This window comes from Pseudoalteromonas sp. SG45-2 (assembly GCF_014164115.1).
GTDB classification, from domain to species: Bacteria; Pseudomonadota; Gammaproteobacteria; order Enterobacterales; family Alteromonadaceae; genus Pseudoalteromonas; species Pseudoalteromonas distincta.
On the sequence record NZ_JACJEO010000017.1, the window covers coordinates 11,609 to 36,811 of the forward strand.

19 protein-coding genes are annotated in these 25,203 nt (G+C 37.9%); 15 read left to right on the plus strand and 4 right to left on the minus strand.

Annotated features, from left to right (window positions below):
* The first annotated feature begins 21 nt into the window (after positions 1 to 21).
* Genes H5116_RS13200 through moaE form a run of 7 tightly spaced genes read left to right on the plus strand, consistent with a single transcriptional unit; the run spans position 22 to position 6,131 of the window.
* Entirely contained in the window at positions 22 to 2,718 is a 2,697-nt protein-coding gene (locus tag H5116_RS13200; protein ID WP_182716366.1) for a nitrate reductase, read from the plus strand.
* 16 nt (positions 2,719 to 2,734) lie between these two features.
* Complete coding sequence (moaA, locus tag H5116_RS13205) at positions 2,735 to 3,706, plus strand: GTP 3',8-cyclase MoaA (protein WP_182716367.1); 972 nt, start codon at positions 2,735 to 2,737, stop codon at positions 3,704 to 3,706.
* Between the two features lies 1 nt (position 3,707).
* Positions 3,708 to 4,388 (plus strand): molybdenum cofactor guanylyltransferase, encoded by a 681-nt coding sequence (locus H5116_RS13210; RefSeq protein ID WP_182716368.1) that lies wholly within the window; start codon positions 3,708 to 3,710, stop codon positions 4,386 to 4,388.
* A complete protein-coding gene (moaB, locus tag H5116_RS13215; protein ID WP_182716369.1) occupies positions 4,385 to 4,924 on the plus strand; it encodes a molybdenum cofactor biosynthesis protein B in 540 nt (179 codons plus the stop codon). The genes H5116_RS13210 and moaB overlap by 4 nt, the downstream gene beginning before the upstream one ends.
* A 1-nt stretch (position 4,925) precedes the next feature.
* Positions 4,926 to 5,396 (plus strand): cyclic pyranopterin monophosphate synthase MoaC, encoded by a 471-nt coding sequence (gene moaC, locus H5116_RS13220; protein ID WP_007375236.1) that lies wholly within the window; start codon positions 4,926 to 4,928, stop codon positions 5,394 to 5,396.
* Positions 5,374 to 5,673: a MoaD/ThiS family protein gene (locus H5116_RS13225; RefSeq protein WP_182716370.1), complete on the plus strand. Its 300-nt coding sequence runs from the start codon at positions 5,374 to 5,376 to the stop codon at positions 5,671 to 5,673. The genes moaC and H5116_RS13225 overlap by 23 nt, the downstream gene beginning before the upstream one ends.
* Complete coding sequence (gene moaE / locus H5116_RS13230; RefSeq protein ID WP_182716371.1) at positions 5,673 to 6,131, plus strand: molybdopterin synthase catalytic subunit MoaE; 459 nt, start codon at positions 5,673 to 5,675, stop codon at positions 6,129 to 6,131. Before H5116_RS13225 ends, moaE begins: the two co-directional genes overlap by 1 nt.
* Positions 6,132 to 6,847: 716 nt before the next feature.
* Here moaE and H5116_RS13235 read toward each other — a convergent pair.
* Together H5116_RS13235 and H5116_RS13240 are read right to left on the minus strand one after the other, a co-directional pair.
* The gene (locus H5116_RS13235; protein WP_182711636.1) at positions 6,848 to 8,008 is read right to left on the minus strand and encodes a putative zinc-binding metallopeptidase; all 1,161 of its coding nucleotides are present in this window, start codon (positions 8,006 to 8,008) and stop codon (positions 6,848 to 6,850) included.
* 69 nt (positions 8,009 to 8,077) lie between these two features.
* On the minus strand, positions 8,078 to 8,851 hold the full coding sequence (locus H5116_RS13240; RefSeq protein WP_182716372.1) for an SHOCT domain-containing protein: 774 nt from the start codon (positions 8,849 to 8,851) through the stop codon (positions 8,078 to 8,080).
* 1,020 nt (positions 8,852 to 9,871) lie between these two features.
* On the opposite strand from H5116_RS13240, the gene H5116_RS13245 reads away from it, so the two are divergent.
* The 8 genes from H5116_RS13245 to H5116_RS13280 all read left to right on the plus strand — a co-directional run bounded on the left by H5116_RS13245 (position 9,872) and on the right by H5116_RS13280 (position 21,938).
* Entirely contained in the window at positions 9,872 to 13,183 is a 3,312-nt protein-coding gene (locus H5116_RS13245) for a DUF2126 domain-containing protein (protein ID WP_182716373.1), read from the plus strand.
* Positions 13,184 to 13,295: 112 nt separating this feature from the next.
* Positions 13,296 to 15,815, plus strand: coding sequence for a circularly permuted type 2 ATP-grasp protein (locus tag H5116_RS13250; protein WP_182716374.1), 2,520 nt, complete (start codon positions 13,296 to 13,298; stop codon positions 15,813 to 15,815).
* The gene (locus H5116_RS13255; protein WP_182716375.1) at positions 15,812 to 16,690 is read left to right on the plus strand and encodes a transglutaminase family protein; all 879 of its coding nucleotides are present in this window, start codon (positions 15,812 to 15,814) and stop codon (positions 16,688 to 16,690) included. The genes H5116_RS13250 and H5116_RS13255 overlap by 4 nt, the downstream gene beginning before the upstream one ends.
* Positions 16,691 to 16,736: 46 nt before the next feature.
* Positions 16,737 to 18,191: a circularly permuted type 2 ATP-grasp protein gene (locus H5116_RS13260; RefSeq protein ID WP_024604870.1), complete on the plus strand. Its 1,455-nt coding sequence runs from the start codon at positions 16,737 to 16,739 to the stop codon at positions 18,189 to 18,191.
* A 1-nt stretch (position 18,192) separates the two neighbouring features.
* Complete coding sequence (locus tag H5116_RS13265; protein WP_101216455.1) at positions 18,193 to 19,125, plus strand: alpha-E domain-containing protein; 933 nt, start codon at positions 18,193 to 18,195, stop codon at positions 19,123 to 19,125.
* A 123-nt stretch (positions 19,126 to 19,248) separates the two neighbouring features.
* Complete coding sequence (locus H5116_RS13270; protein ID WP_024604871.1) at positions 19,249 to 19,908, plus strand: MOSC domain-containing protein; 660 nt, start codon at positions 19,249 to 19,251, stop codon at positions 19,906 to 19,908.
* Positions 19,909 to 20,037: 129 nt separating this feature from the next.
* Positions 20,038 to 21,492: an ATP-binding protein gene (locus H5116_RS13275; protein WP_182716376.1), complete on the plus strand. Its 1,455-nt coding sequence runs from the start codon at positions 20,038 to 20,040 to the stop codon at positions 21,490 to 21,492.
* On the plus strand, positions 21,489 to 21,938 hold the full coding sequence (locus tag H5116_RS13280) for a response regulator (protein ID WP_024596059.1): 450 nt from the start codon (positions 21,489 to 21,491) through the stop codon (positions 21,936 to 21,938). Before H5116_RS13275 ends, H5116_RS13280 begins: the two co-directional genes overlap by 4 nt.
* A 146-nt stretch (positions 21,939 to 22,084) precedes the next feature.
* Here H5116_RS13280 and H5116_RS13285 read toward each other — a convergent pair whose 3' ends face one another.
* Positions 22,085 to 23,809 carry a GGDEF domain-containing response regulator gene (locus H5116_RS13285; RefSeq protein ID WP_182716377.1) on the minus strand — a complete coding sequence of 575 codons (1,725 nt, stop codon included), beginning with the start codon at positions 23,807 to 23,809 and terminating at the stop codon, positions 22,085 to 22,087.
* Positions 23,810 to 23,867: 58 nt separating this feature from the next.
* Positions 23,868 to 25,061 carry an ATP-binding protein gene (locus H5116_RS13290; protein WP_182716378.1) on the minus strand — a complete coding sequence of 398 codons (1,194 nt, stop codon included), beginning with the start codon at positions 25,059 to 25,061 and terminating at the stop codon, positions 23,868 to 23,870.
* Between the last annotated feature and the right edge of the window lie 142 nt (positions 25,062 to 25,203).

Sequence of the window (25,203 nt, forward strand, 5' to 3'; positions counted from 1 at the left end):
AGCACACTAAAAGAGAGCAGTATGACAACCGCAAACACGTCACCAACTATAAATAAAACCAGTTTAAAACAAACAACATGTGCTTACTGTGGTGTAGGGTGCGGTGTTGATATTTCACTTTTTAATAATGTGCCAACCAAGCTTGAAGGCATGCGAGAGCATCCCGCAAACTTTGGTCGTTTATGTGTAAAAGGCACCCATTTGCTCGACACAACAGGCAGTGATAATCGCTTAACATCGCCCCTTATTAATAACCAAGCCGTTACGTGGGATGAAGCCACCGACCATGTTGCCAATAAATTTAACGACGTAATACAAAAGCACGGACCCGATGCTGTGGCTTTTTATGTATCGGGGCAGTTACTTACTGAGGATTACTACATCGCGAATAAATTAATGAAAGGCTACATAGGCTCAGGCAATATTGATACAAATTCGCGCCTGTGTATGTCATCTGCTGTGGCAGGTTACAAACGCGCTTTTGGTGAAGACGTAGTGCCGTGTACCTACGAGGATTTAGAGCAAACTGAGCTGCTTATTTTAATTGGCTCTAATGCCGCGTGGACTCATCCGGTTTTGTATCAGCGAATGGAGCGTGCAAAGCAGCTTAACCCAAATATGAAAGTGGTGGTTATTGATCCGCGCAAAACCGACACCGCTGAGCTTGCCGACACATTTTTAAATATAAAACCAGGCAGTGACGCTGCGCTTTATAACGGCTTGCTTAATTATTTAAATGAGCATAACCACCTCGATACGCAATTTATTGATCAGCACACAAACGGCTTTGAAAGCGCATTGCAAGAGGCACAAAAGTGGAACTGTGAGGCAGTTAGCGACTTTTGCGATATAGCAATTGAGCAAGTCACTGAGTTTTACGCGCTATTTGCTAACAGCCCAAGTGCGATTAGCTTTTATTCAATGGGTATAAATCAATCAAGCTCGGGTGTAGATAAATGCAACGCCATTATTAATGCACATTTAGCCTCAGGTAAATTACTTAAGCCAGGCAGTGGTCCGTTTTCGATTACGGGGCAACCTAATGCGATGGGCGGGCGCGAAGTAGGTGGTTTGGCTAATCAGTTAGCGGCGCATTTAGATATTGAAAACGAAGCGCATCAATCACTTGTACAACGTTTTTGGCTCTCGCCAACTATCGCTAAAAAAGCAGGCAGCAATGCCATTGATATGTTTGATGACATAGCCGCAGGCAAAATAAAAGCAGTGTGGATAATGGCAACAAACCCAATGGTGAGCTTGCCCAATAACGCCGCTATTAAAAAAGCATTAGAGAACTGCGAGCTGGTGGTTGTATCTGACTGTATTGCAAAAAGTGATACGTTAAAGTTTGCCGATGTTGCTTTTCCATCAACCGGATGGGGCGAAAAAAACGGCACAGTAACTAACTCAGAGCGCAGAATATCAAGGCAGCGCCCTTTAGTAGCGCCTTATTCGGGAGCTAAAAACGATTGGCAAATTATGTGCGAAGTCGCTAAAAAAATGGGCTTTGAAGGGTTTGATTTTACAGACCCAAGTGGCATTTTTGAAGAATGGGCACAATTAACCGACTTTGAAAATAACGGCAGCCGATTATTAAATCTCTCTGGTTTAGTTGGGCTCACAAAAAGCCAGTACGATAACTTAAAACCCATTATGTGGCCTGTTGTTAAAAATCAGCCTTATAAAAACGGTCAGGTTTTTACAGATAACCAATTTAGCACCGCTGATAAAAAGGCGCGTTTTATACCTATAACGCCGCAATTACCTGTGCAACAAACATCAAGTGATTATCCGTTTGTAATGAACTCGGGTCGTATACGTGACCAATGGCATACGATGAGCCGCACGGGTAAAAGCACTGCGCTTTCATCGCATATTACACGCCCGTACATTGAAATTAATCCGCTTGATGCCAGTAAATTAGCAATTAAACAAAACGATTTAATAAGCGCGATTGCCCAAACAGGGCAGGTTACCGCGCATGCCAAAGTAACCGATTCGGTGCGAAAAGGTGAATGCTTTATGCCTATTCATTGGAATAAGCAATTTGCATCATCCGCAACAGTAAGTGGGTTGTATCAATCGGTAGTTGACCCTCTATCTGGTCAGGCTGAGTGCAAACACGGTGCTGTTAATATAGTTAAAGCACCCTTTGTGCAATATATGCAGCTGTTTGCTAAAAACGAACTTGTTATAAACAGTGATTTTTGGCTCAAAGTTAATGCAAGCAATTGCTTTAATTACCAATTGGCGCTTAATGAACCACAAAGTGATTTACTGTATTACTGCCAAACCTTGACTGGTTTACAAGGGCAGTGGTCGGCTATGAATACGGCAAAAGCCATGCATGTGCAGTGTATTCAAAACGATCAATTAGCGTTCGTAGGTGTTATTTCTAATGAGCAAAAAGAAATATCACTTGAGTGGATAAACCATTTGTTTGCAGAGCCATTACTGACCTTTACACAGTTACAGTCTTTGCTTTATGCAACCCCAGATGAAGAATTTACTCAAGGCGTGCAAGTGTGTAGCTGCTTTAAAGTAAGAGAGCAGCCAATTATAAACGCCATTAAAAACGGTGCAAACACAGTCGAGCAATTGGGGTCTGAACTTAAATGTGGGACGAACTGTGGTTCGTGTAAAACGCAATTAAGCCAATTAATTAAGCAACATGCTACGCAAAAAGCGAACAGTATTAATGTTGCGGTTGAAATGTAAACAAACAAGGAAGCATATGCTTAATGATCAATTTGGTCGGCAGTTTAACTATTTGCGTCTCTCAATAACCGATGTATGTAATTTTAGTTGTAGTTATTGTTTACCAAACGGGTATCAGTGCGATACGCCGCGTAATTTTTTAAATAAAAACGAAATTAGCACGCTAGTAAATGCGTTTGCAGAGCTAGGTACTAAAAAAGTACGCATTACAGGTGGCGAACCGTGCTTGCGAAACGACGTAACCGATATTATAAAACTCTGTAAAAACACATCTGGCATAGAAAAAGTAGCCATTACTACCAACGGATTTAATTTATTAAAGAAAATTGATGAATTTGCAGAAGCTGGGCTTGATGCGCTTAATGTCAGTATTGATAGTTTAAATCCAAGTATGTTTAAACTCATAACAGGGCACGACAAACTTAACCTTATTTTAAAAGGAATAGAACGCGCGGTAGAGCTGGGCATAAAAGATATAAAAATAAATGCAGTGCTTGCAAAGCAGTTTAATAAAAACCAATTAAAGGATTTTTTAGCGTGGGTAAAACACCACAAAGTTACAGTGCGCTTTATAGAATTAATGGAAACCGGTGACGGCGCAACATTTTTTGAAGAAAACCACTTAAGTGGGCAAACGGTTAAAGCCCAATTACTCGACCAAGGTTGGTTACAAGTCGTTAGGGGGAAATTAAACGGACCCGCTGAGGAATTTTGTCATCCTGATTACGATGGTCGTATTGGTTTAATAATGCCTTACAGTAAAGACTTTTGTAAAAGTTGTAATCGCTTAAGGGTGTCAGCACTGGGTAAATTACACTTATGCTTGTTTGCCGAGCAAGGTATAGATTTACGCGAACTACTCAACGAGGACGATACTGCAGCGACCGTAAAGGCAATTCAAGCCGCTATGGGCAATAAAGAAATAAGCCATGAGCTAGATAAACGCTTAACAGGTGCGACAACTCACTTAGCCATGTTAGGTGGTTAATATGGAAGTAAAAGTTAAGCGAGATTTTACAGGTGTTGTGCTTGCTGGTGGTAAGTCATCAAGAATGGGCACAGACAAAGCCGATTTAGTTTTAAAAAATAAAACGCTATTGCACAATGCGTGTGATTTATTAAAAGACGTAGGCGCTAAAAACATACTAATAAGCCGCAACGTTACAAATCCAGTTAAATCATCGAGCCAATATTCTTCGAGCGATTATCCTTCAGAAAAGTACGTTAAAGATATATACCCAAATAGTGGACCCCTTGGCGGTATTTACTCAACATTAATAGCCACCGAGTATGACTTACTTATTACTGCGGTAGATATGCCTCTACTAACGAGTAGTTTGTTAAGCACAATTGTGCTGGCTTCTCAGTCAAATAAAGTACAAAGTGTGAGCAATCAATTAAATCAGTCACAAATACATGCTTGGCACTTTGAAAATGAACCACTACCGCTGTATATTCGTAATACAAGCAGTGTAAAAAATCATTTAAAACACATACTCACAAACGCAAACAGTCATAAGTCAATAAAACAGTTTACCCAAAGTATTGGTGTGCAAACGCTTTTATGTAATAAAACGCATGCATTAATAAACACCAATACGCCGGCGCAATTTAAAGCTGTAAATGAGCATTTTGACCAAAGCATTAATCAATTAAGAAGAACATTATGAGCCACACAACTGAGTCACAAATAGCATTAAACATTGCCGTAATGACGGTAAGCGATACACGCGATGCGATTACCGATACTTCTGGTCATTACTTAATTAAAGCGCTAACTGAAGCTGGTCATCACTTAGCTGATAAAGACATAGTTAAAGATGACATTTACCAAATGCGTGCAGTGGCATCGCAGTGGATAGCCGATGACACCATTCATGCTATTTTAGTGACTGGCGGTACAGGTTTTACTGAGCGCGATTCAACACCAGAGGCATTTGCGCCGCTGTTTGATAAAAGCGTAGACGGTTTTGGGGAGCTATTTAGGCACATATCGTACGGCGAAATTGGTAACTCTACTATTCAATCTCGTGCATTGGCAGGACTTGCTAATAACACCGTTATTTTTTGTATGCCAGGCTCTACAGGCGCATGTAAAACTGCGTGGACAGGCATAATAAAAGATCAACTTAACTCAATGCATAAACCGTGTAACTTTGTACCGCACATTACCATTGGTAAAAAGTGTGAATCGCGTGAGCAATAGTATGTTGAGTCACGTTGACGAAAACGGCCAAGCGAATATGGTTGATGTATCGCTCAAAGACGTAACCTTGCGCGATGCCTCAGCTGAAGCATTTATTAGCATGAGCAAGCTTGCCTTTGAACAAGTAATGCTTAATCAAAACAAAAAGGGTGATGTGTTAGGCGTGGCACGCATTGCAGGTATTCAAGGCGCTAAAAAATGCGCTGATTTAATTCCGCTTTGTCATCCGCTTGCACTTAGTAAAGTCGCTGTTGATTTTGAACTTGATGAAGCAAACAGCCAAATTAAAATAACCAGCTACTGCAAACTTGCAGGTAAAACGGGGGTTGAAATGGAAGCGTTAACAGCGGTATCTGTGGCTAGCCTTACTTTGTTTGATATGTGTAAAGCAGCCGACCCACTAATGGAAATTAGCGGCATGCGCGTTACTCAAAAAGCAGGGGGCAAAAATGGTAGTTGGCAACGCGATTAATCCAAACGATGCAATATCTAGCGCCGGGAAAGTAGAGTTATTGTTTTTTGGGCAACTAAAAGAGCGGTTAAAGTGCAGTAATTTAAGTCTTGAGATTACGCAGCCGCTTACTATTTCAGAGCTTAAATTAAAATTAGTGAGTCAATACCCGCACTGGCAACCGTGGCTGGAAGAGCGTGAGCTACTTGCAGCGCTTAACCAAACTATGTCATCAAGCGACGAAATAGTGAAAGCAGGGGATGAGCTTGCCTTTTTCCCGCCGGTTACAGGTGGCTAATGAGCATACATATTCAAGTACAAACCGATGATTTTAATGTAGGTGACGAGCATAATACGCTTTGTAGTAATAATAAAAGCGATGGCGCTGTTGTCACCTTCACAGGTTTGGTAAGAGAGTTCAGCAGTGGCGATAACGTTATTGCACTTGAGCTTGAACACTACCCTGGTATGACCGAGCAACTCCTTCAATCTATTGCAGAGCAAGCACAAACTCGCTGGCAACTGGCGCGAATATCTATTATTCACCGCGTTGGTTACTTAGCACTTGGCGAGCAAATTGTATTTGTAGGCGTAACGTCCCGCCATCGCCAAGCCGCGTTCGAAGGCGCACAATTTATAATGGATTATTTAAAAAACCACGCCACGTTTTGGAAAAAAGAGCACTTTAAAGACTCATCAAACTGGGTTGAGTTTAAACAAAGCGACAAACAAGCGCTGGGCAAGTGGCAAAAGTAGTTATAAATGTAATGTGTGAATAAAGATGCGTTCAAAATTTATCTCAAAAAGAGAGTCATTAGAGTCCGCTGCACTTTGGGTAGCGGCTCTATTAATTTTAGCTATTATGTTAGAGCTCATAACAGGCTGGTCTATAGGTGGAAAAAGCACTGCTGGTCACTCTATAAATATTGAGCCAGAACAGTTTTGGTTTGAAATAAAATTGCACTGCAGCTTAGTGTTATGGTTTATTTTTAGATCTTTTTTTACTTTTCCATTTTTTAGGGCGCAGTACAATAGCTTGCTTAGCTTCAGAGAAGAACACAAAATCATATCAAATATTCTTTTTTATATACTTACTCCCATTTTTGTAGTGTTTTTAATTTTAACTTTATTATTTATTAGCGACTTATAAATATTGTTCAGTTTCTTATTAAGAACGAGTGATTAAATTTATACGCTCTTACTATTAGCCATTTTTTACAGCCGTTCTATATTTACTTTTTGCCTTAGTTGGAACGTTAAGCCTTACTCATTTTACAGTGAAGTGTTTTAGGGGCATTTACATATCGTGATTATTTTATTGTCGCTTATAGCACCCAAAATTCTAAATTTAAAACTAATAGAATATAGTCTTTGAAAAGATCAACACGCCCTAATGTTTTCTGTCTCTTTAGCAGTTATTTTAATAGTTTACTGAGTAAAACAGTAAACTATCTTACTCAATTAATTACTTCTTATGTTAGTAAATCAGGCATTAAATTGAGCCTGTTATGGATAGCATGATGGATGAAAGATAACTTAGTTCGCACCGCTTGAGTAAGTACAAATGGGTAGGCATCGGCAAGTCCCATGCTGCGATTTAGCGAATTTAGAATGATCGAAAATTCCATCCAAGTATCTAAAATAGCATCAATCGATGTTTGTGAATTAAAGTAATATGCACTTTGTGGCAATCTAAGCTCGTCTGCTTCATCTAATTCAAACTCATTACCCGTTGTTGAGCCTGTAATTGAAAAGTTTTTGGCTGTTTCTAAAGTATCGATAATATGCATGTAATGCGCCCATGTTTCCGCCCAGTCTTCATAAGGGTGCATAGTAGCGTATTCACTGATAAAGGTTTCATGCCAGTTAGCTGGCGCGCCTTGCTTGTAATGAGTATCGAGCGCTTGCTGGTAATCTAATTCGTCATCACCAAAATATTGCTTACATAAAGCATGTTTTTTTGATGAATTTGCGATTAGTTGATCAAAATAATAATGACCGAGTTCATGGCGAAAATGGCCAAGTAAAGTACGGTAACGCTCGCCCATTGCTATTTTAGCTTGAGAGCGTGCTACGTCGTCTGCTTCAGCTAGGTTTATAGTGATATGCCCGCAATCGTGTCCTGTAAATACAACGTCTTGACCTATAATAGGGCTTACAAAGTGATCGCTTACGTTACGGTCTGCTATAAAATCGAAGCTTAATCCGCTTTCAGGTTCTTGAATCGTGGTATTTAAAGGGAGTGATAATGATTTTAATGTATACAAAGCGCGACGTTTTGCTGTCTCCATTTTTTTCCATAATGGAATATGTTCAACAATACTTAAATCGGGCACCGTTTCATTAAAGCGGCACGAAAAACACAGCACTTCGTCTTTATCGGCAACAGGTATAAATGTGTCTAAATTAACCATACCATTGCATACGTGATACTGAGCGTTGTTATCACATTTTTTATAAAAAACTTCAGGCGCTTCTGCTTTGTAAAATAACCCCGATTGCTCATCAATTTCATAGGGTTCAACTTGGTCGAACTCATCATCAATACCCACGGTTCTGCCGCAAGCCAAACAATGGCTGCTTTCAAAAAATAAAATAAGTTGATCTGTGCAATTACATTTAAATGTTTTCATATGTTACCGAATAAAAAAGAGACCGTATAAACCACTTTTACTTAGCGCTATGCTATTGGAGGATAGTGGTTAAATCCTTTTTAAAAGTTCAGACTTTTTAATATTAAATTCATCATCACTCAACGCATTAGAGTCGCGAAGTTGTGCTAACTTTTCAATAATTTGAAGTGTTTCGTCTACCGAGTATTGCCCCACAGTATTATTAGCCGGTGCTTCAACTTGGTTTGGTGTTGACGATGCAAAATTCGGCTGCGTTACTTGCTGCGTAAAATCTTTTTGTGGTTCTGGAGGCGTTGGCGTTTGCCCTGAAATTAATGGCAGGGTATTTACATTAATTGTCCCCCACTGACTGTTAAATGTAAGAGAGGTATTATTGCCTTGCTGTTGGCTTACACCACCAATATTATGATCTAACGTGTCGTATACGCTCACTTGTCCATTTAATTCAACGGCTAAGCGATTAGGGAATATAGCGTAGCGAATATTATTTTGCGCACCACTGCTAAATGGGCTGCCTAGATTACCTGGCCACCACTGATTGCTGCCAGGCGATCCTACAGGAATAACCGGAAATATTTGGTTATTGCTCAATATATTAGCAAGTTCGTTGCACAAGTTATCAACGGTTGATTTTAAACCGTTGTTAAACATGTCGCCAACCATTGTCATTCCGCCACGCATCCATTGACCAGAACCACCAAGTTCTGGGCAATTAAACTGTGCCATTGAGCAACCGCCGTTATTAACGCTAACTAACATGTGAATTACTGCATCGTGACTGAGGTTATAACGAGATGCTATACCATTAACTAAGTTTTCACCGACATCTGTTAGCTTTTGCATAAGAGAATATCCTATTAGGTAGATTGGGTTGATTTAAAAAATCTTAAATACGCTAGGGCGTGTTGATTTTTGGGATTGAAATTTGTTCAATCTAGGGGCGATTTAATCGCGGCGCGAGGTTTGTAACCTAGTGGGCTAAGTAAAAACCGAGCAACAAAGAGTCAATCGTCCCTAGAAAGAACCCAGAGGCAGCGCATGTTTGGCATTTATGCTGCGTTATCGCCTATGTATGGGGAACAACCACACATCATAGACTCTGCCTTGCTTAAATACCAAACACACTGCTGCAAATTCAACCACCAAAGAACAACACGCCCTAGTGCTGCATTACCTTTAGCATTGATGATAATGAAAAATTAACAGGTTAGTGAGGTGTGCTGGTTTTTCAAATTGGACGTGTTCTGTTTTGTTTGAAATTAAAACACACCACTGCAAAACTAATCTTTAAAGTAAGCATCTATGTATTAAAAGTTGCTTGTTTTATCTCATCGAGATTGTTAGTTTTACTGTAACGTAAGCGGTTAAAAATCGATCTAGTATAGCACCGTTACTTACTTTAACAGCAGCTTTATTGTGAACTATTTCTTACTATTTAATGATTATTTTTAATGATTTTTAAACTCTAAATAAATACTTTTAATTATAACCGTTTAGCGTTATAAATAATGGAGTAAGTATTTTGAAAAATTAACTTTATTTGTTTTATTTCAATATTTTAAATTAATTAGCTTTAATCGTAAGTTATTTTAAAGCACTATTTTGGTGCATTTTCTGCACCATTAAAAATCTAAAATTGATGGTTTAAATTACACTAAGTTTACTATTTATTGAATTGGTGTGTTTTTCCTATTAATTAGGTCAAAACCTTTATGCATAACGTTGCTTTGTGCAAGAGCCGCGAGTGGATGAACAGTACTACTTAAGCAAGTCTTTTGGTATAAAAATTGCACAAGTGAATTAGTCCAAATAATATTTTCAGCGTTATATTGTGGCCATACATTATTAAAGGGGAATTAATAGATGACAATTACAGTTGGGATTTCGCACCATACTCAGTATAAATACGACCGGTCAGTTAATATGGGGCCGCATATATTCCGATTACGTCCAGCGCCACATAGCCGTACAAAAATTAAAAGTTATTCTTTAAAAATAGTTCCAGAAGATCACTATATAAATTGGCAACAAGACCCTTTTGGTAATTACCAAGCGAGGGTGGTGTTTAACAAGCCAACTACCGAATTTAGTTTTACAGTTGATTTGGTCGCCGAACTAACGGTTATTAATCCTTTTGATTTCTTTTTAGAAGATTACGCCGAAAACTTCCCGTTTGTTTACGATGCTATTTCAAAGTCAGAACTCACTCCTTATTTAAAAAAACGCAAAGCCAGTCCAAAATTTAAAGAATTAATTGAATCTTTAAATCCTAAAGAGCCGCTCAGAAGCGTTGATTTTTTAGTGGCTGTTAATCAAGCTATTTATGAATTAGTAGGTTATGGCATTCGGCTAGAACCAGGTGTGCAAACGGCAAACGAAACAATAAGTAAAAAAACAGGTTCGTGTCGTGATTCTGCTTGGTTGTTAGTACAATTGTTTCGTCATTTAGGGTTGGCATCTCGATTTGTATCGGGCTACCTAGTACAGCTAACCTCAGATCAAAAATCACTAGATGGCCCAAGCGGTCCAGAAGAAGACTTTACCGATTTGCATGCATGGACCGAGGTGTATATTCCGGGTGCAGGTTGGATAGGGCTTGATCCTACCTCGGGTTTATTTGCTGGTGAAGGTCATATTCCATTGGCGTGTACGCCAGAGCCAAGCTCGGCAGCGCCGGTAACAGGCGGCATAGACGACTGTAAATCTGAGTTTAGCTTTTATAATAAAGTAACGCGTGTACACGAAGACCCACGTGTTACTAAGCCGTATTCTGAGGCGCAGTGGGCGGCAATTAACCGCTTAGGTCAGCACGTTGACAATGTTTACAATGAAGAAAACATACATTTAACTATGGGCGGCGAACCTACGTTTATTTCTATTGACGATATGGAACATCCTCAGTGGAATACTGATGCCGATGGTAAAGAAAAAAGAATATTAGCTCAAAATTTATTTGTAGAAATGAATAAAGTATACACAAAAGGTGGCTTTACTCATTACGGACAAGGTAAATGGTATCCGGGTGAGCCATTACCACGTTGGCAATACGCATGTTATTGGCGCAAAGATGGTGAGCCTTTATGGCAAGATGCCGCACTATTAGCCGATCCTAATAAAGACTATAAATTTGATCATACCGATACTAAAAAGTTTGCTGATAAACTGTGTGACTCACTTGGTCTTGAAACCAAGGCACTTACTACAGCTTATGAAGATATTTTATATCACATGTGGCAAGAAGCCTCATTACCTACCGAAATAAAGCCAGATCAACCAGAACTTCTCCATGCAATGAGCCGAAAAGGCTTTTTAGCTAAAATGGATAAAGGTATAGAAAAGCCAGTTGGCTATGTTCTCCCTTTAAAATGGAACGATAGCAAAAACTGCTGGCAGTCGTGTACGTGGGAGTTTAAACGAGGCAATTGTTTCTTATTACCTGGTGAATCCCCAATGGGGTATCGCTTGCCCTTAGACAGCCTTGAGTGGAGCGGCAACATTATTGACCGCGACCCGTTTGATATTCCTGAAAACTTTGGCAAAGCTAAAAAGCTTAAAAAAGGCTTTATTGGCAAAGAAATGGTTAAAACTGCCCTTGTAATGGAAGTGAGAGAGGGGCGTTTATACATATTTATGCCACCAACAAGTCATTTTGAACATTACATGGGTTTAATAAGTAGTATAGAAAGTGTGGCTAAAGCACTTAAAATGCCGCTTGTTATTGAAGGCTATAGCCCACCTAAAGATAGCCGCGTAGAAAAATACGCTGTAACGCCAGATCCAGGTGTTATTGAAGTAAATATTCATCCTTCAACATCGTGGGATCAATTAGTCAGTCGAACTACAACGCTATATGGTTTAGCAAAAGAATGCCGATTAGGTACCGATAAGTTTATGGCAGATGGTCGTCATACTGGTACTGGTGGTGGTAACCACGTAACGCTGGGTGGCGAAACACCTGAGCAAAGCCCATTTTTACGCAGACCCGATATTTTAAGAAGTTTTATTACCTATTGGCAGCATCATCCTGGTTTATCGTATTTATTTTCGGGGCTTTTTATTGGTCCTACAAGCCAAGCACCGCGAGTGGATGAAGCCCGTGATGAAGTTTTATACGAGCTAGAAATTGCCTTTTCGCATATGCCCGAAGGTGAGGTGCCTGAACCTTGGTTAGTTGATAGGCTACTTCGTAATTTATTAGTGGATTTAACGGGTAATACGCACAGAGCAGAGTTTTGTATAGATAAGCTCTATTCACCCGACTCAGCCACAGGTCGTTTAGGGATTGTAGAATTTAGAGGCTTTGAAATGCCTCCGCATTCACAAATGAGCTTAGTGCAAATGCTGCTGTTGCGTACTTTACTTGCTTGGTTTTGGAAAAAACCTTACCACAAGCCATTAATACGTTGGGGTACTGAGTTACACGATAAGTTTTTATTGCCACAATATGTAGAAAACGATTTAGCTGAAGTAAGCCGCGATTTACAACAGGCAGGTTTTCAATTTCAGTTAAGTTGGTTAAATCCATTTTTTGAATTTAGGTTTCCGGTATGTGGTACGCGAGAACTTGATAACGTTACACTTGAGCTTAGAACCGCAATCGAGCCTTGGCATGTACTGGGCGAAGAGGCGAGTGCGTCGGGTACGGCGCGCTATGTGGATTCGTCATTAGAAAGAGTACAGATAAAAGTACAAGGAACAATGAGCGACCGCTATGTTGTAACGTGTAATGGTCGAAGAGTGCCGCTTAAACCGGTTAAAGGTAAAGCAAAAGATGAAATGGTCGCGGGTATACGATACAGAGCTTGGCAACCACCTACAGCGCTTCACCCAACTATTGGCGTACATGCACCATTAGTTTTTGATTTAATCGATACGTGGGAAGGACGTTCAGTTGGAGGCTTTGTATATCATGTGAGCCATGCTGGTGGGCGTAATCCTGAAACGCTACCGGTTAATGCATTTGAAGCAGAAGGGCGCAGAGTCGCAAGATTTTGGGAGCATGGGCATACACCATCTTTACTTGCATCAGCAGAACCAAGCTGGAGCCCATCGGCGGTTACGCATAGTTTTCAGTCGGCGCAAAGCTCAAGTGAATACGTGGTACCTGATGAAGAAAGTAGTAATCCTGATTATCCAAATACCTTGGATTTACGCCGGCAGCCTAACTTTAAATAATAATTGATAGTTGTGTCATTCCACTTTGAAATTATTTAAAGTGGAATGACTAAATATTTTTAAAGCATCATTATGAACACGGCTATTTACTATAAATTGGAGCGCTTTCAGCTTGTATATTAACAATAACGCGATGCCGGAATTGCCTGAGTGGTTGTCTTTATACCTTGATAAATCACATGGACATGATGAACTAGCAAACCACAGTGGTTTAAACCCAGACCATTGGGATACTTTATTTAAGCGTTTAGCTAGTCTAACAGCAGATGATGTTAGTAGCCGCGCTACAGAAATTAGCCAATTGCTACAAAATGGCAATATTAAAAATGAAAGCAATAAGCAGTGGCACTTCGACCCATTGCCATTTATGTTATCTAAAGCCGATTGGGCATTGCTCGAAGAGGGAATAAAACAAAGAACCCTTTTATTAAATAAAATTCAGCAAGATATTTACGGTGACCAAACATTATTAGTCGATGGTCATATTCCTGCAAAGCAGCTTTTTCAAGACCCTAATTACTTACGCGAAGGTTTTAGCTTACCTAGTAACGAATTAACACTCTTTTTTACTGCATTAGATGTTTACCGCACGCCAACAGGCGAATTTAAAGTATTAAGCGATCATTGTCAGTGCCCGTTAGGCTTAGGGCTATTAATTAAAAGCCGTATTATTGCAAGGCGTGTAATGGCTGAAGAATTTGCCGAATGTAATGTTCAGCAAATTAAAGAATTTTTAAATTTATTCCAAGAGGGTATTAACGAATATACCCATTATATGGATGACCCACGAATTGTAATCCTTACCCAAGGAATTGATGACCCTAACTACAACGAGCATGCATTCCTATCTACCTACTTTGGCTATACATTAGTACAAAGCGCCGACTTAACCGTACGTGGTGGTGACGTTTGTTTAAAATCGTTACAAGGCTTGGGTAAAATTAATGTCATTTTACGCTGGGTTTCTGATCGTTGTATTGACTCTTTAGAGCAAACTGAATATTCACTTCATGGTATTCCGGGCTTATTACAATCGGTTCGACAAGGGTCGGTTAAGGTTTTAAACCCGTTTGGTAGCGGTGTGCTCTCGTCACCTTCAATAAAGTGCAACTTAGAAAAGTTATCGCAGCAAATTTTAAAACAACCCCTGTTGTTAGGTGAGCCAAATTATTTAAGTGTAAAAGAAGCGCAAGCCGTTGATTGGAATAACCTCGAACTACTATCTGCTATAGACCCTACACTCAAGTTAGATGGAGTGTTAGACGAGCAAGAAATAAAGCTACTTATTAGCAAAGAACCCGATAATTACTTTTTCCAAGAAAAACCTTCTTTTAGCAGTGCACCATTTTGGCATGACGGGCAATTAATCTCCAAGCCAGTGGTGTTTAGATGCTATGCATTAACCACTGAAAATGGCGTAGAAGTACTTCCTTCAGCACTGTGTTTTTCGAACGAAAAAAGTAACAACCCGAGAATATCTGGTTGGATCAAAGATACATGGATAAATACAGCCGATAGAGTTGATTTAGGCGAGCATAATCCACCGGTGCCAATTAGAAAAAGAATGGATGTAACGCTACTCGAAGGGGTTATTTCGAGCCGTACGGCTGAGCACCTTTTTTGGTTGGGCCGATACTTAGAGCGCTGCGAAAACACCATCCGTATATTGCGTATTTTTATAGACAAGTACACCGAATTTTCTGTTTACCCAGATTCAATACGAAAAAGTATAGTTGCACGGCTTTCAAATGCTATTAAGTCGCAATATATTGTTTATCCATATGTAGAACCTGATTTAAAACTAGATGGCATTGATGTAAATCTGTCGAAAGAAACCGCTTTTCAACTGCTTGCAGACGAGCAATGCGCTGGCAGTATTATTAATACATTAAAATATATTGCGAATGCATCGGTGCAAATTCAAGAATTACTGTCCCATGATAGTCGCCGAATAATTGATGATATTAATGAGCAAATTAAGATATTTAAAAATGTAAATATTAATATTCCAACGCGTGCAATGCAAAGCAGCCTAGATAGAGTTATAGGCTCTATTATGGCTTTTAATGGCTCAATCACAGATTGTATGCCAAATAGTAACGGCTGGTTTTTACTCGAAATGGGTAGACGAGTAGAGCGTAGCTTACAAATTACATCACTAAGCACGGCTTTATTAACCAAAGAGTTAGACGAGCCCGAAGAGCTAGGCTTACTTGAGGCTGTGCTTAGCTGCCAAGTTAGTCTAGTTACCCATAAGCGCCGATACAGAATGTATCAAACCATTGGTACAGGGCTTGAGTTATTACTTTTAGATGCAGAATACCCACGTTCTTTATTATTTCAGTTAGAGGAAATTAATAAGTTGTGTAAGCATTTACCCACAAAACGTAGACAAGGTGTAATTGCGGCACACGAAAAAGCAATTTTACTATCTAAAACAAGTTGTTATGTAACCGAAAAAGATTACCTACAAAAAAGTGAAAATGGACAACGTAACCAGTTAATCGAATTTAACCATAATACGCGTATGAACTTAGATACATTTTGTGATGTATTATTACTACAGTATTTTTCTCATACCCAAACGGCAAATAAATTGAACTGGACTAATATTGAGCAAGCTCAATCGTGAAATATAAAATTAAGCATTCAACTACTTACAACTATTCTGACTTTGTGAGTTTGTGTCAAAACCAAGCGCGATTAACGCCAAAAACAAATCGTGGGCAAATATGCCACAGTAGTCGTGTAGAAATTGAACCGACACCGACTTACTTACAAACATTTACTGATTATTTTAATAATCAAGTAACAGCGTTTGAAATAGCAATACAGCATAAAAAACTTAAAGTTACGATGATCAGCGAGGTAGAACTGTTAGTCGGCGCTAATAGCAATTTAGAGAGCGTTGATATTGCTTGGCGAAAAGTACGAGATTTATTGGTTAAACCAAATACAGCGGAATTATTAAAAACGTCTGAATTTGTACTACCTTCACAGCTTATTCCAATAGATATAGGGATTAAGGAATACGCGTTGATTTCGTTTGATGCACACAAAAATATAATTTCTGCATGCAAAGATTTAATGGCACGAATTTTTCATGAATTTCATTATGATCCTGGTTTTACAACGATTAGTACGCCTCTGAGTACTGTTTTTGCACAAAAAAGGGGCGTTTGCCAAGACTTTGCACACTTTGCGCTTGCATGCATACGCAGTATGGGGTTAGCGGGTCGATACGTTAGTGGGTACATAGAAACCATGCCGCCAGAAGGCGAAGAAAAGCTAGAAGGTGCTGATGCAACTCATGCATGGTTTGCGGTATTTGTGCCAAACTTTGGTTGGGTTGATTTTGATCCTACAAATAATGTTTTACCACGCGATCAGCATATTACTCTAGCCGTAGGGCGAGACTTTTCTGACGTAACTCCTTTAAAAGGCGTGGTATTTGGTGGCGGTAGCCAATTGCTGGATGTAGCGGTTGATATGATTCGAATGGAATAGCAGTTTAACTACGTCATATATGATGATGGATAAGGTGAAAGAGTGTATGAAAATTGATTGGAAAGCGTACCAAACAAAAGGTTTCTTTGATGAATTAATTGATGCACAAGGAAACGTTAGATCGCATGGAACACAATTAGCACAATTTTTTGCTAATTTATCAGCAGAAGAATTAGTAAAAGCCAGAGCGGTTGCTGATTTAGCAATTAAAGAAATGGGTATTACTTTCACGGTTTACAACGAAGGTAATATGATTGATAGAGCCTGGCCGTTTGATATTATTCCTCGAACTATTGGTAAAAAAGAATGGCAAAGCGTAGAGGTTGGTTTAAAGCAACGTGTTGAAGCGCTAAACCTTTTTATAGATGATTTATACCACGACCAAAAAATAATAAAAGATGGTGTTTTTCCAAAAGGGTTACTAGAAAAATCAGTTAACTTTCGCGAGCAATGCGTGGGAATAAACCCGCCAAATAAGATATGGGCGCATATTTGTGGCTCAGATTTAGTACGCGATGGTAGCGGTACAATGTATGTGCTTGAGGATAACCTGCGTGTTCCTTCTGGTGTATCTTATATGCTTGAAAATCGCTCTGTAATGAAGCGTGTATTCCCTGAATTATTTGAGCAAGTATCGATTTTACCTGTTGATGATTACCCTTCACAATTATTTGATATGCTAGCGGCAATGTCGCCTCGTCCACAAGATAAACCAGAAGTCGTGGTACTTACTCCTGGGGTATTTAACTCCGCTTATTTTGAGCATTGTTACCTTGCCCAAGAAATGGGTTGCGAACTGGTAGAAGGACGGGACTTAGTTGTTGAAAAAGATGACTGTGTATACATGAGAACAATCACAGGGCTACAACGAGTTGATGTTATTTATCGTCGTATAGATGATTTATTTTTAGACCCAGAAGCCTTTTTACCAGAATCCCAACTTGGCGTTCCTGGATTAATGCGTGCTTGGTCTAAAGGTAATGTGGCTTTAGTTAATGCACCAGGCGCAGGTGTTGCTGATGACAAAGTAGTTTACGCCTATGTACCTGAGATGATTAAGTACTACTTAGGCGAGGAAGCTAAACTTGCTAATGTCCCAACGTTCAAATGTTTAGATCCGAAAGAATGCGACCATGTGATTAAAAATATCGATAAGCTTGTTGTTAAACCTGCAAATGAATCTGGCGGATATGGATTATTAATTGGTCCTAAATCGACTAAAAAAGAACAAGAAGCGTGTATTGCTCAAATTAAAGCGGACCCACGAAATTGGGTAGCTCAACCAACATTAGATTTATCAACAGTACCAACATTTGATGGTAATAAACCAGATGGTCGACATACCGATTTAAGACCGTTTATTTTATCATCAGGTAAAGATACGCAAGTTACCACTGGTGGATTAACGCGTGTTGCTATGGTTAAAGGCTCTTTGGTGGTTAATTCATCACAAGGTGGTGGCAGTAAAGATACTTGGATTGTTGACGAAGAGGCTAAATAATATGTTATCAAGAGTAGGCGAAACTTTATATTGGGTATCTCGATACATTGAGCGCGCGGAGAATGTGGCTCGTTTAATCAACGTTAACAATTTACTGATGATGGACTTACCCAAAGGCGTATGTACCGGCTGGGAGCCATTAATTGATATTATTGGTGTACGCAAAGCGTATTCAGAAAACCATACTGATTTTTCTGAGCAAAAAGCATTAAGGTATTTACTTGTTGGTAGTGATAATAGCTCGTCAATTTTAAACTCTATCACTTCTGCCAGAGAAAGCGCGCGTACAATTCGTGATGTAATACCGCGAGACGTATGGGAAGAAATAAACTCTCTGTATTATTATGTAAAAGACAATCAAAAAGAAGGGATAACAAAGCGCGGGCGTTTTGAGTATTTAAAAAAGATTATAGATTCAGCCCATCAAATATTTGGGGCGTTAGATGCCACAATTAATCATGATCAGGGCTATGTTTTTATCCGCTTTGGTTCGATTATAGAGCGCGCAGACATGACATCGCGAATTTTAGATATTCGCTCTGCTACGTTAATTACTAATGAAGAAGAAGTGAAGCCGTTTGATAATATTCAGTGGATCAGTTTATTGCGCTCATTAAGTGCTTATCAAATGTATCGCCAAGAAATGGGCGTTAGAGTACAGCGTGCAGATGTAATAGAATTTGTAATGCACAGCAAAGTATTCCCACGATCTATTTTATTTTGTATGAATGAATTAAAAGCATTGGTTTTACCTTTGCCAAACTCAACAGAAATTATTAAATCAATTGATGATGCAATTGTTGAGTTAGAAAATAAAGACGTGCGAGTACTTAAAAACGGTCTGTTGCATGACTTTATCGATGAAATACAAATAGACTTAGCTGGAATACATAACGGACTGGCCGAAACGTATTTTTTAAAACAAGCAGAATAATAAAAACTGTATATTGTGAGATGACTGCTTAGTCTTAAGCGGTCATTTTTTTGCTTAAATTTATTTATAATAATTTTAAAACCTGCATAATTAATCTTTACTTCCTCATCCGTTGGTATCGCAATGAAAATCATCTCGACTAATATCTCTAAAATTAAAACTCTTATTCATAATGGTAAAGAGGTGAAAACGGGAATATTCAAAACGCCAACTAACGAACCTGTTGTTATTGAAAAGCTAAATATTATAGGGGATGAGCAAGCTGATTTAGTTAATCACGGCGGGGTTGATAAAGCGGTTTACGCGTTTTCGCACAATCATTATGATTATTGGAAACAAACCCTCGAGAATGATGATTTGGCAGTAGGTGCCTTTGGCGAAAACTTCACGATTTCTGACCTTGATGAAGCGAATATACACATAGGTGACCATATTCGAATTGGTACTGCATTACTTGAAGTAAGCCAGCCTCGTGTGCCTTGTTTTAAATTAGCTATCGCCCTTAATAATAAAAACAGCCTTAAACTGTTTACGCAGCATTACTGCACTGGCGTGTATTTTAGGGTACTAGAGCAGGGCGTTGCAAAAACGGGTGATAGTGTTGTTATCGAGAAGAAAGCCTCGCACGACATATCAGTAAAAAAACTGTTCCAGGCTTTTTTTGATAAAAAATATCCAGATTATGAAAGTGTATTATTAGCAGCACTCGAATTGCCGGAGCTTGCTCTTGAGTGGCAAACTAAAATTAAAAAGAAGCTTTGTATTAAAAATGAACTAAGTTAAGCGTAAATTGTTATTTATAGAGGAGCTAGTAAAAAAGATAAAACCTGCTATACCTAATGTGATAAATACTATAATTATTATAGTGTTATTAAAAAACTGTTGGGTTAGTAGCTAAAATAGGTGTCGTATATGAATATCTCCAGAAAACTGATGCTTATTGTGATTTTAACAGCTGCAGAGGTAAGTATTACTGTTTACTCAGCTTTTGAAATAGCTAAAGGGGCCAAGTTTCACCAACTTAATTTTCTTCACTTAAAATATACTCATCAACTTACTAAGTCAGTTAAAAAAATAGAAAATGATCTCCCCATAGATATAAATACCATTGAGTCAGATATATTGTTAATTAGGCAGCAACCAATTGACTGTATTGAAGAAATAAATCCATTAAATTATGCTGTTATGAAATTTATTAACACAGAGAAAACTTTAACAATTTGTGAAAAAGATATAGAAATTGCGGATAAAACACTACTGTCAGTTACTCAGTATGAAAAAGGTGAGCTCAGTAGAGCTGATTTTTTACTAAACCTTAATCTTGCACTTGTCAGCTTTAACAAACACTCTGAGATGTTTGAAGAACCAATCAGAAAAACAGTATCGTTTATACTAATGACGTTAATTCCACTTGTTATCGTCATATCTTTTTTTAATATTATTTTTATAAGTTACCTTTCTCGTACTATATCCAGCTCTATTCGAAATCTTACCCTGCTCTTATCAAGTAAACCCGAAAGCAATATTAACCTAGATGATGAGCTTGATATAAAAACGTCGGGTGAATTAAAAGCACTCGTTATCGCGGCCAGGCAGCGGATTAAAAATGATCTTTTAAATATTGAAAACAGTATTGAACTCAAAGAGATTATAAATAGCCAAACAGCCTCCCTGCAGCAAGCAAATGACGAACTTGCACAGTTTGCTTATCGAGCTTCTCATGACCTGAAATCACCGTTGTCAGGGGCTAAATCCCTAGCGCATTTTGTTATTGAAGATATAAAAGCAGGAGATACTGAAGAGGCAAGTCGAAATGCATTGGTTATCTATCAACAAATGGAAAAGTTAGAGACACTTGTTGTTGATATTTTACTATTAGCTAAAGCTGAAATTGGTAGTGAAGATAGAGATGTAATTGATTTTAATCAGTTGATTATTGATATGAAAGAGCGACTCACTTGGCTTATGAAAGACAACCCTTGTAAGCTCGAGACAACAATTAATCTATCAGTACCTATAAAGTCAGAAAAAGCGCGTTTTGCTCAAATTATTGAAAACTTAATTTCAAACGGGTTGAAGTATTACGACAGAAATAAAGACTCCCCTTATGTCCGCTGTGATATTTTCAATGAGCAAGAGACGTTTTTTATTACTGTTACAGATAACGGAATGGGAATACCACAAAAGCATCAAGGTGAAGTGTTTGATATGTTTAAGCGATTTCATGCACAGACGAGTACGGGCTCTGGTTTAGGGATGGCGTTGGTTAAAAAACATATTGAGTACTTAAACGGTGAAATATTACTGCAAAGCTCTGATAAAGGCACAACATTTAAAATAGTAATACCATTGGATAAGCTAATATGACAAAAATTAAACCCCCTATATTAATTGTCGATGACAACGAAGTTGACCGGTATATTCTTAAAAGGCTAATAAAAGAAGCCAAGTTAGATCTTACAATTTTTGAAAAAAAAGATGGTCAAGAAGCATTAGAATTTTTAGAAAATTATGAATCTAATAGAATAAAGTACCCTGATGGATTTCCTCCAATTCTTATATTTTTAGACATTAATATGCCAAAAGTTAATGGCATTCAATTTTTAGAGAAGTTCTCTAAACTCAGAAAAATGATAGAGATAAGCTCGTGTGTAGTTATGATGTTTAGCTCATCTGAAAGAGAAGAAGAAAAAAAGATTATAATGTCACACGACTTTGTAAAAGGTTACCTTGTAAAAGGAAGTTTTCAGGCAGCAGAGTTAAAAGAAAAAGTCATGGCTGTTATTGGTCAGCATTTAGATAAATACAGCTGATGTGCATGTATTTTAAGTTTTAACCTATTAGGCTGTGCCAATTGAAGAGCCTTTAGTTTGAGTATGTGGCTCAAACCAAAGGTTTTTAGCTTAAAGTTATATAGGTGTCTGATTTAACCTTCAATTTTACAGAGGCTCAAAATAACCTATTTATTTAAGGATGATTTTTTACAATAGTCATCGAGTATCAAGTTAATCTCGTTTGCAGGCATAGGTTTTGAAAATAGAAAACCTTGCAAGTAGTCTATGTTTAGTTTTTTACATAGCTGATGTTGGGCTTTCGTTTCGATTCCTTCAGCTACCACAAAAAAATCTAATTTTTTTAGCATTAAAGATAAACTCTCGATTATTTTTAATCGCTTATTATTTTCTCCATCCAACGACTGCATGCTTTTGTCTAATTTTACTATATCAATAGGGTAAGATATTAGATGAGATATGGATGAGTACCCCATACCAAAATCGTCCAAAGCAATCCTAAATCCCTTGTTAGACAAAGAAGTTAATATCTCAATCACTTCTTTACTATTTTCCATAAAAGCTGTTTCTGTTATTTCAAGAATAATACTGTTGGTTTTTAAGTTGTATGTTTTGACTGTCTCTAATAAATAGCTCTCTAAAATCTCTTTTTGTAGCTGAATAGGTGAAATATTGATAGATAGTGTTAAGGGAGTTTCATAGCTTTGCTGCCATAAAGATAACTGCTCTAAAGCGCTCGCAATTATCCATTTTCCAAGAGGGGCTATTAATCGGCACTCTTCAGCAATAGGAATAAATTCATCAGGAGTATAATGAATGGTTGTACCTGGCCAACGGATAAGGGCTTCGACACCTGTCATTATTTGTGTTTTTGAACAATAAACAGGTTGATAAAATAGCCTAAAGTTTTTTTCCTCTATATGCTCTTTTATACTATTTTGGATATCTACTCGGCGACTAAATTCGTACTGATATTGCTCTTTGTAAAAGCTAATTCTACTTTTACCACTTTGCTTTGAGCGATACATTGCAATGTCAGCACATTTTAGCAGTTCATGAGATTCAGTAGCATCATTTGGGTATAAAGCACTTCCTATACTAACACTGCAATTTAAAGTTCTACCTTCATGCAAAAAGGGTTTAGAAACTTCTGCTAAAATTCTATTTGCTATCATACCTATTTGATTAATATTGCAAATTCCACCTATTATAACTGCAAATTCATCGCCTCCTAAGCGTGCAAATCCTTCATTTTGCCTCAGGCAACTATGAATCCTTTCTACTGTTTGTATTAAAATTTCGTCGCCGACACTATGGCCAAGCGTATCATTAATATTTTTGAAGTTATCTAAATCTAAAGCAAGTAACGCCACGCAGTTTTTAGCACGTTTATTGTTAGCTATCATTACTTTTAGTATTTCTTCAAAATGATATCGATTAGACAAACCAGTAAGCTGATCCCGTTCTGCCATATGCTTTACAGCAAGATAACTGTTGTGCATACGTTGTTCTGCCTCGAAGCGTTTTTTGGCATATATAAGTGCTTTATTTAAACTATCCCTCGTTATATCACCTTTTGGTAAAAAGTCTTGAGCGCCTGCTTCTATACACTCAATAGCCAAAGCTGAGTTCTCTGAGGAGCTAATCATTATAATTGCGGTGTTACCGAGTTTAGGCTTTGCACGCATTTCAATTAGCATTTCAATGCCATCTTCTTTAGGCATATTATAATCGAGTAGTATTATATCAAAGTGCGTGTCTTCAATGGCTTTCAAGCCCTCGGGTACGCACGTTACTTCGGTAATGTCATGATGATGAGAGCCATCAGAAATAAGCATTTTTTTAATTAATTTGCGATCAACTAAGTCATCATCAACAATTAAAATATTCATAAGTTCCTTCTAAGAGCAGCATCTACATGATGCTCGTTTATAATTGATAATTTCATAGTTAAACTTTGGGCCAAAAAATAGTGAATGTACTGCCGAGTTCCCCATCGGAGGCTACTTCAATTTTGCCCCCATAATTAATAATGAGCTTATTGGCAATACAGAGTCCGATGCCGCTCCCTTCAACATCATCTCGAGATTGCAATGTCTGAAATAACTTAAATATGAGTGAAAAATATTTAGGGTTAATTCCAGGACCATTATCTTTTATTTCAATAATGTAATATTGATTAGAGGGGATAAGTGAAATGTCGATAACCGAGTGCTCTTTATTGTTATGTTTTATTGCATTACTAATAAGATTTTGAAAAACAGTTTTAAAAGGGATCAGTGGTATATCGAGTACTTCGTTATTGGCGTGTATATCAACAGTGACAGCTTGTGGAACTTCTAAAATTTTTTCTATATCTTGGTAAAGACTTTCTAAAGATATGTTTGCACGAGTTGAATCACAGCTATTTATTCTCGAGTAGCTTAGTAAATCTTCTAGGAGTACTTGCATTCTATTAGCTCTGCTGAACACAAGCTGAAAATTTTCTAGGTGCTCTTGAGGGAGTAAATCTATGCAATCATCATAAACCCATTCTAATAAACGTTTTATAGCATTTAATGGTGACTTGAGATCGTGTGAAGCAATACTGGTAAATTCATCAAGTTCATCGCTCATTTTTTGTAATTTTTTAATTAAGCGATCTTTTTCAGTTTCGTCTTTTTTGTTTTGCTCGCAAATTGTTGAATTATACTTAGCACTGTTTATTTTATCTAATAAGTTTTTACGTTGGACTAACTGATTTACAATGTTTTTTTGTAAACTATTTAAAATTGATTTTTCTTTTTCTGTAAGTAGTGAATCACTTGCTCGCTCGAATATCAACCATCCAAACTTAAGGTTTGAGGGCAATATAATAGGCGATATAACTCTAAATATTTTAAGGTCATGCTCAATAATCGATTCATTAAAAATATCATCAGCTAGTTGCTCTTTAGCTACTGCTATTTCTGAACCTGATTTATATAGCTCAACGACACCTGAAGGCTGATTAGCAACAATAGAAAATGAGCTCGCATCAAAAATGTTTAAAATTAGCTCAGCAATGTTTTTTATGTTTGTTTGAATGTCATTATCAAGAGAAGTTGTTAATTGCTGCTCATCTATTAATGATACACCTTCTATATAACTCTCTACATTGGGCATTCAAACTCCTACAACAGTATTAAATATACCTCATTAAAATGAGATGCAACAAATGATTAACTTATTGTAGTTGATTATTTTGAATGCGTTGAATAATTTGCATTATAAATAGACCTCAAATTAGGGTTTTACCTTATTATAG

What these genes read in the sequence shown, in the direction of transcription:
- H5116_RS13275 (WP_182716376.1), top strand. Translation starts at nt 20,038, where the DNA reads ATGAATATCTCCAGAAAACTGATGCTTATTGTGATTTTAACAGCTGCA.
- moaC (WP_007375236.1), top strand. Translation starts at nt 4,926, where the DNA reads ATGTTGAGTCACGTTGACGAAAACGGCCAAGCGAATATGGTTGATGTA.
- moaE (WP_182716371.1), top strand. Translation starts at nt 5,673, where the DNA reads ATGAGCATACATATTCAAGTACAAACCGATGATTTTAATGTAGGTGAC.
- H5116_RS13200 (WP_182716366.1), top strand. Translation starts at nt 22, where the DNA reads ATGACAACCGCAAACACGTCACCAACTATAAATAAAACCAGTTTAAAA.
- H5116_RS13265 (WP_101216455.1), top strand. Translation starts at nt 18,193, where the DNA reads ATGTTATCAAGAGTAGGCGAAACTTTATATTGGGTATCTCGATACATT.
- H5116_RS13270 (WP_024604871.1), top strand. Translation starts at nt 19,249, where the DNA reads ATGAAAATCATCTCGACTAATATCTCTAAAATTAAAACTCTTATTCAT.
- H5116_RS13210 (WP_182716368.1), top strand. Translation starts at nt 3,708, where the DNA reads ATGGAAGTAAAAGTTAAGCGAGATTTTACAGGTGTTGTGCTTGCTGGT.
- H5116_RS13245 (WP_182716373.1), top strand. Translation starts at nt 9,872, where the DNA reads ATGACAATTACAGTTGGGATTTCGCACCATACTCAGTATAAATACGAC.
- H5116_RS13290 (WP_182716378.1), bottom strand. Translation starts at nt 25,061, where the DNA reads ATGCCCAATGTAGAGAGTTATATAGAAGGTGTATCATTAATAGATGAG.
- moaB (WP_182716369.1), top strand. Translation starts at nt 4,385, where the DNA reads ATGAGCCACACAACTGAGTCACAAATAGCATTAAACATTGCCGTAATG.
- H5116_RS13225 (WP_182716370.1), top strand. Translation starts at nt 5,374, where the DNA reads ATGGTAGTTGGCAACGCGATTAATCCAAACGATGCAATATCTAGCGCC.
- H5116_RS13240 (WP_182716372.1), bottom strand. Translation starts at nt 8,851, where the DNA reads ATGCAAAAGCTAACAGATGTCGGTGAAAACTTAGTTAATGGTATAGCA.
- H5116_RS13235 (WP_182711636.1), bottom strand. Translation starts at nt 8,008, where the DNA reads ATGAAAACATTTAAATGTAATTGCACAGATCAACTTATTTTATTTTTT.
- H5116_RS13260 (WP_024604870.1), top strand. Translation starts at nt 16,737, where the DNA reads ATGAAAATTGATTGGAAAGCGTACCAAACAAAAGGTTTCTTTGATGAA.
- H5116_RS13280 (WP_024596059.1), top strand. Translation starts at nt 21,489, where the DNA reads ATGACAAAAATTAAACCCCCTATATTAATTGTCGATGACAACGAAGTT.
- moaA (WP_182716367.1), top strand. Translation starts at nt 2,735, where the DNA reads ATGCTTAATGATCAATTTGGTCGGCAGTTTAACTATTTGCGTCTCTCA.
- H5116_RS13285 (WP_182716377.1), bottom strand. Translation starts at nt 23,809, where the DNA reads ATGAATATTTTAATTGTTGATGATGACTTAGTTGATCGCAAATTAATT.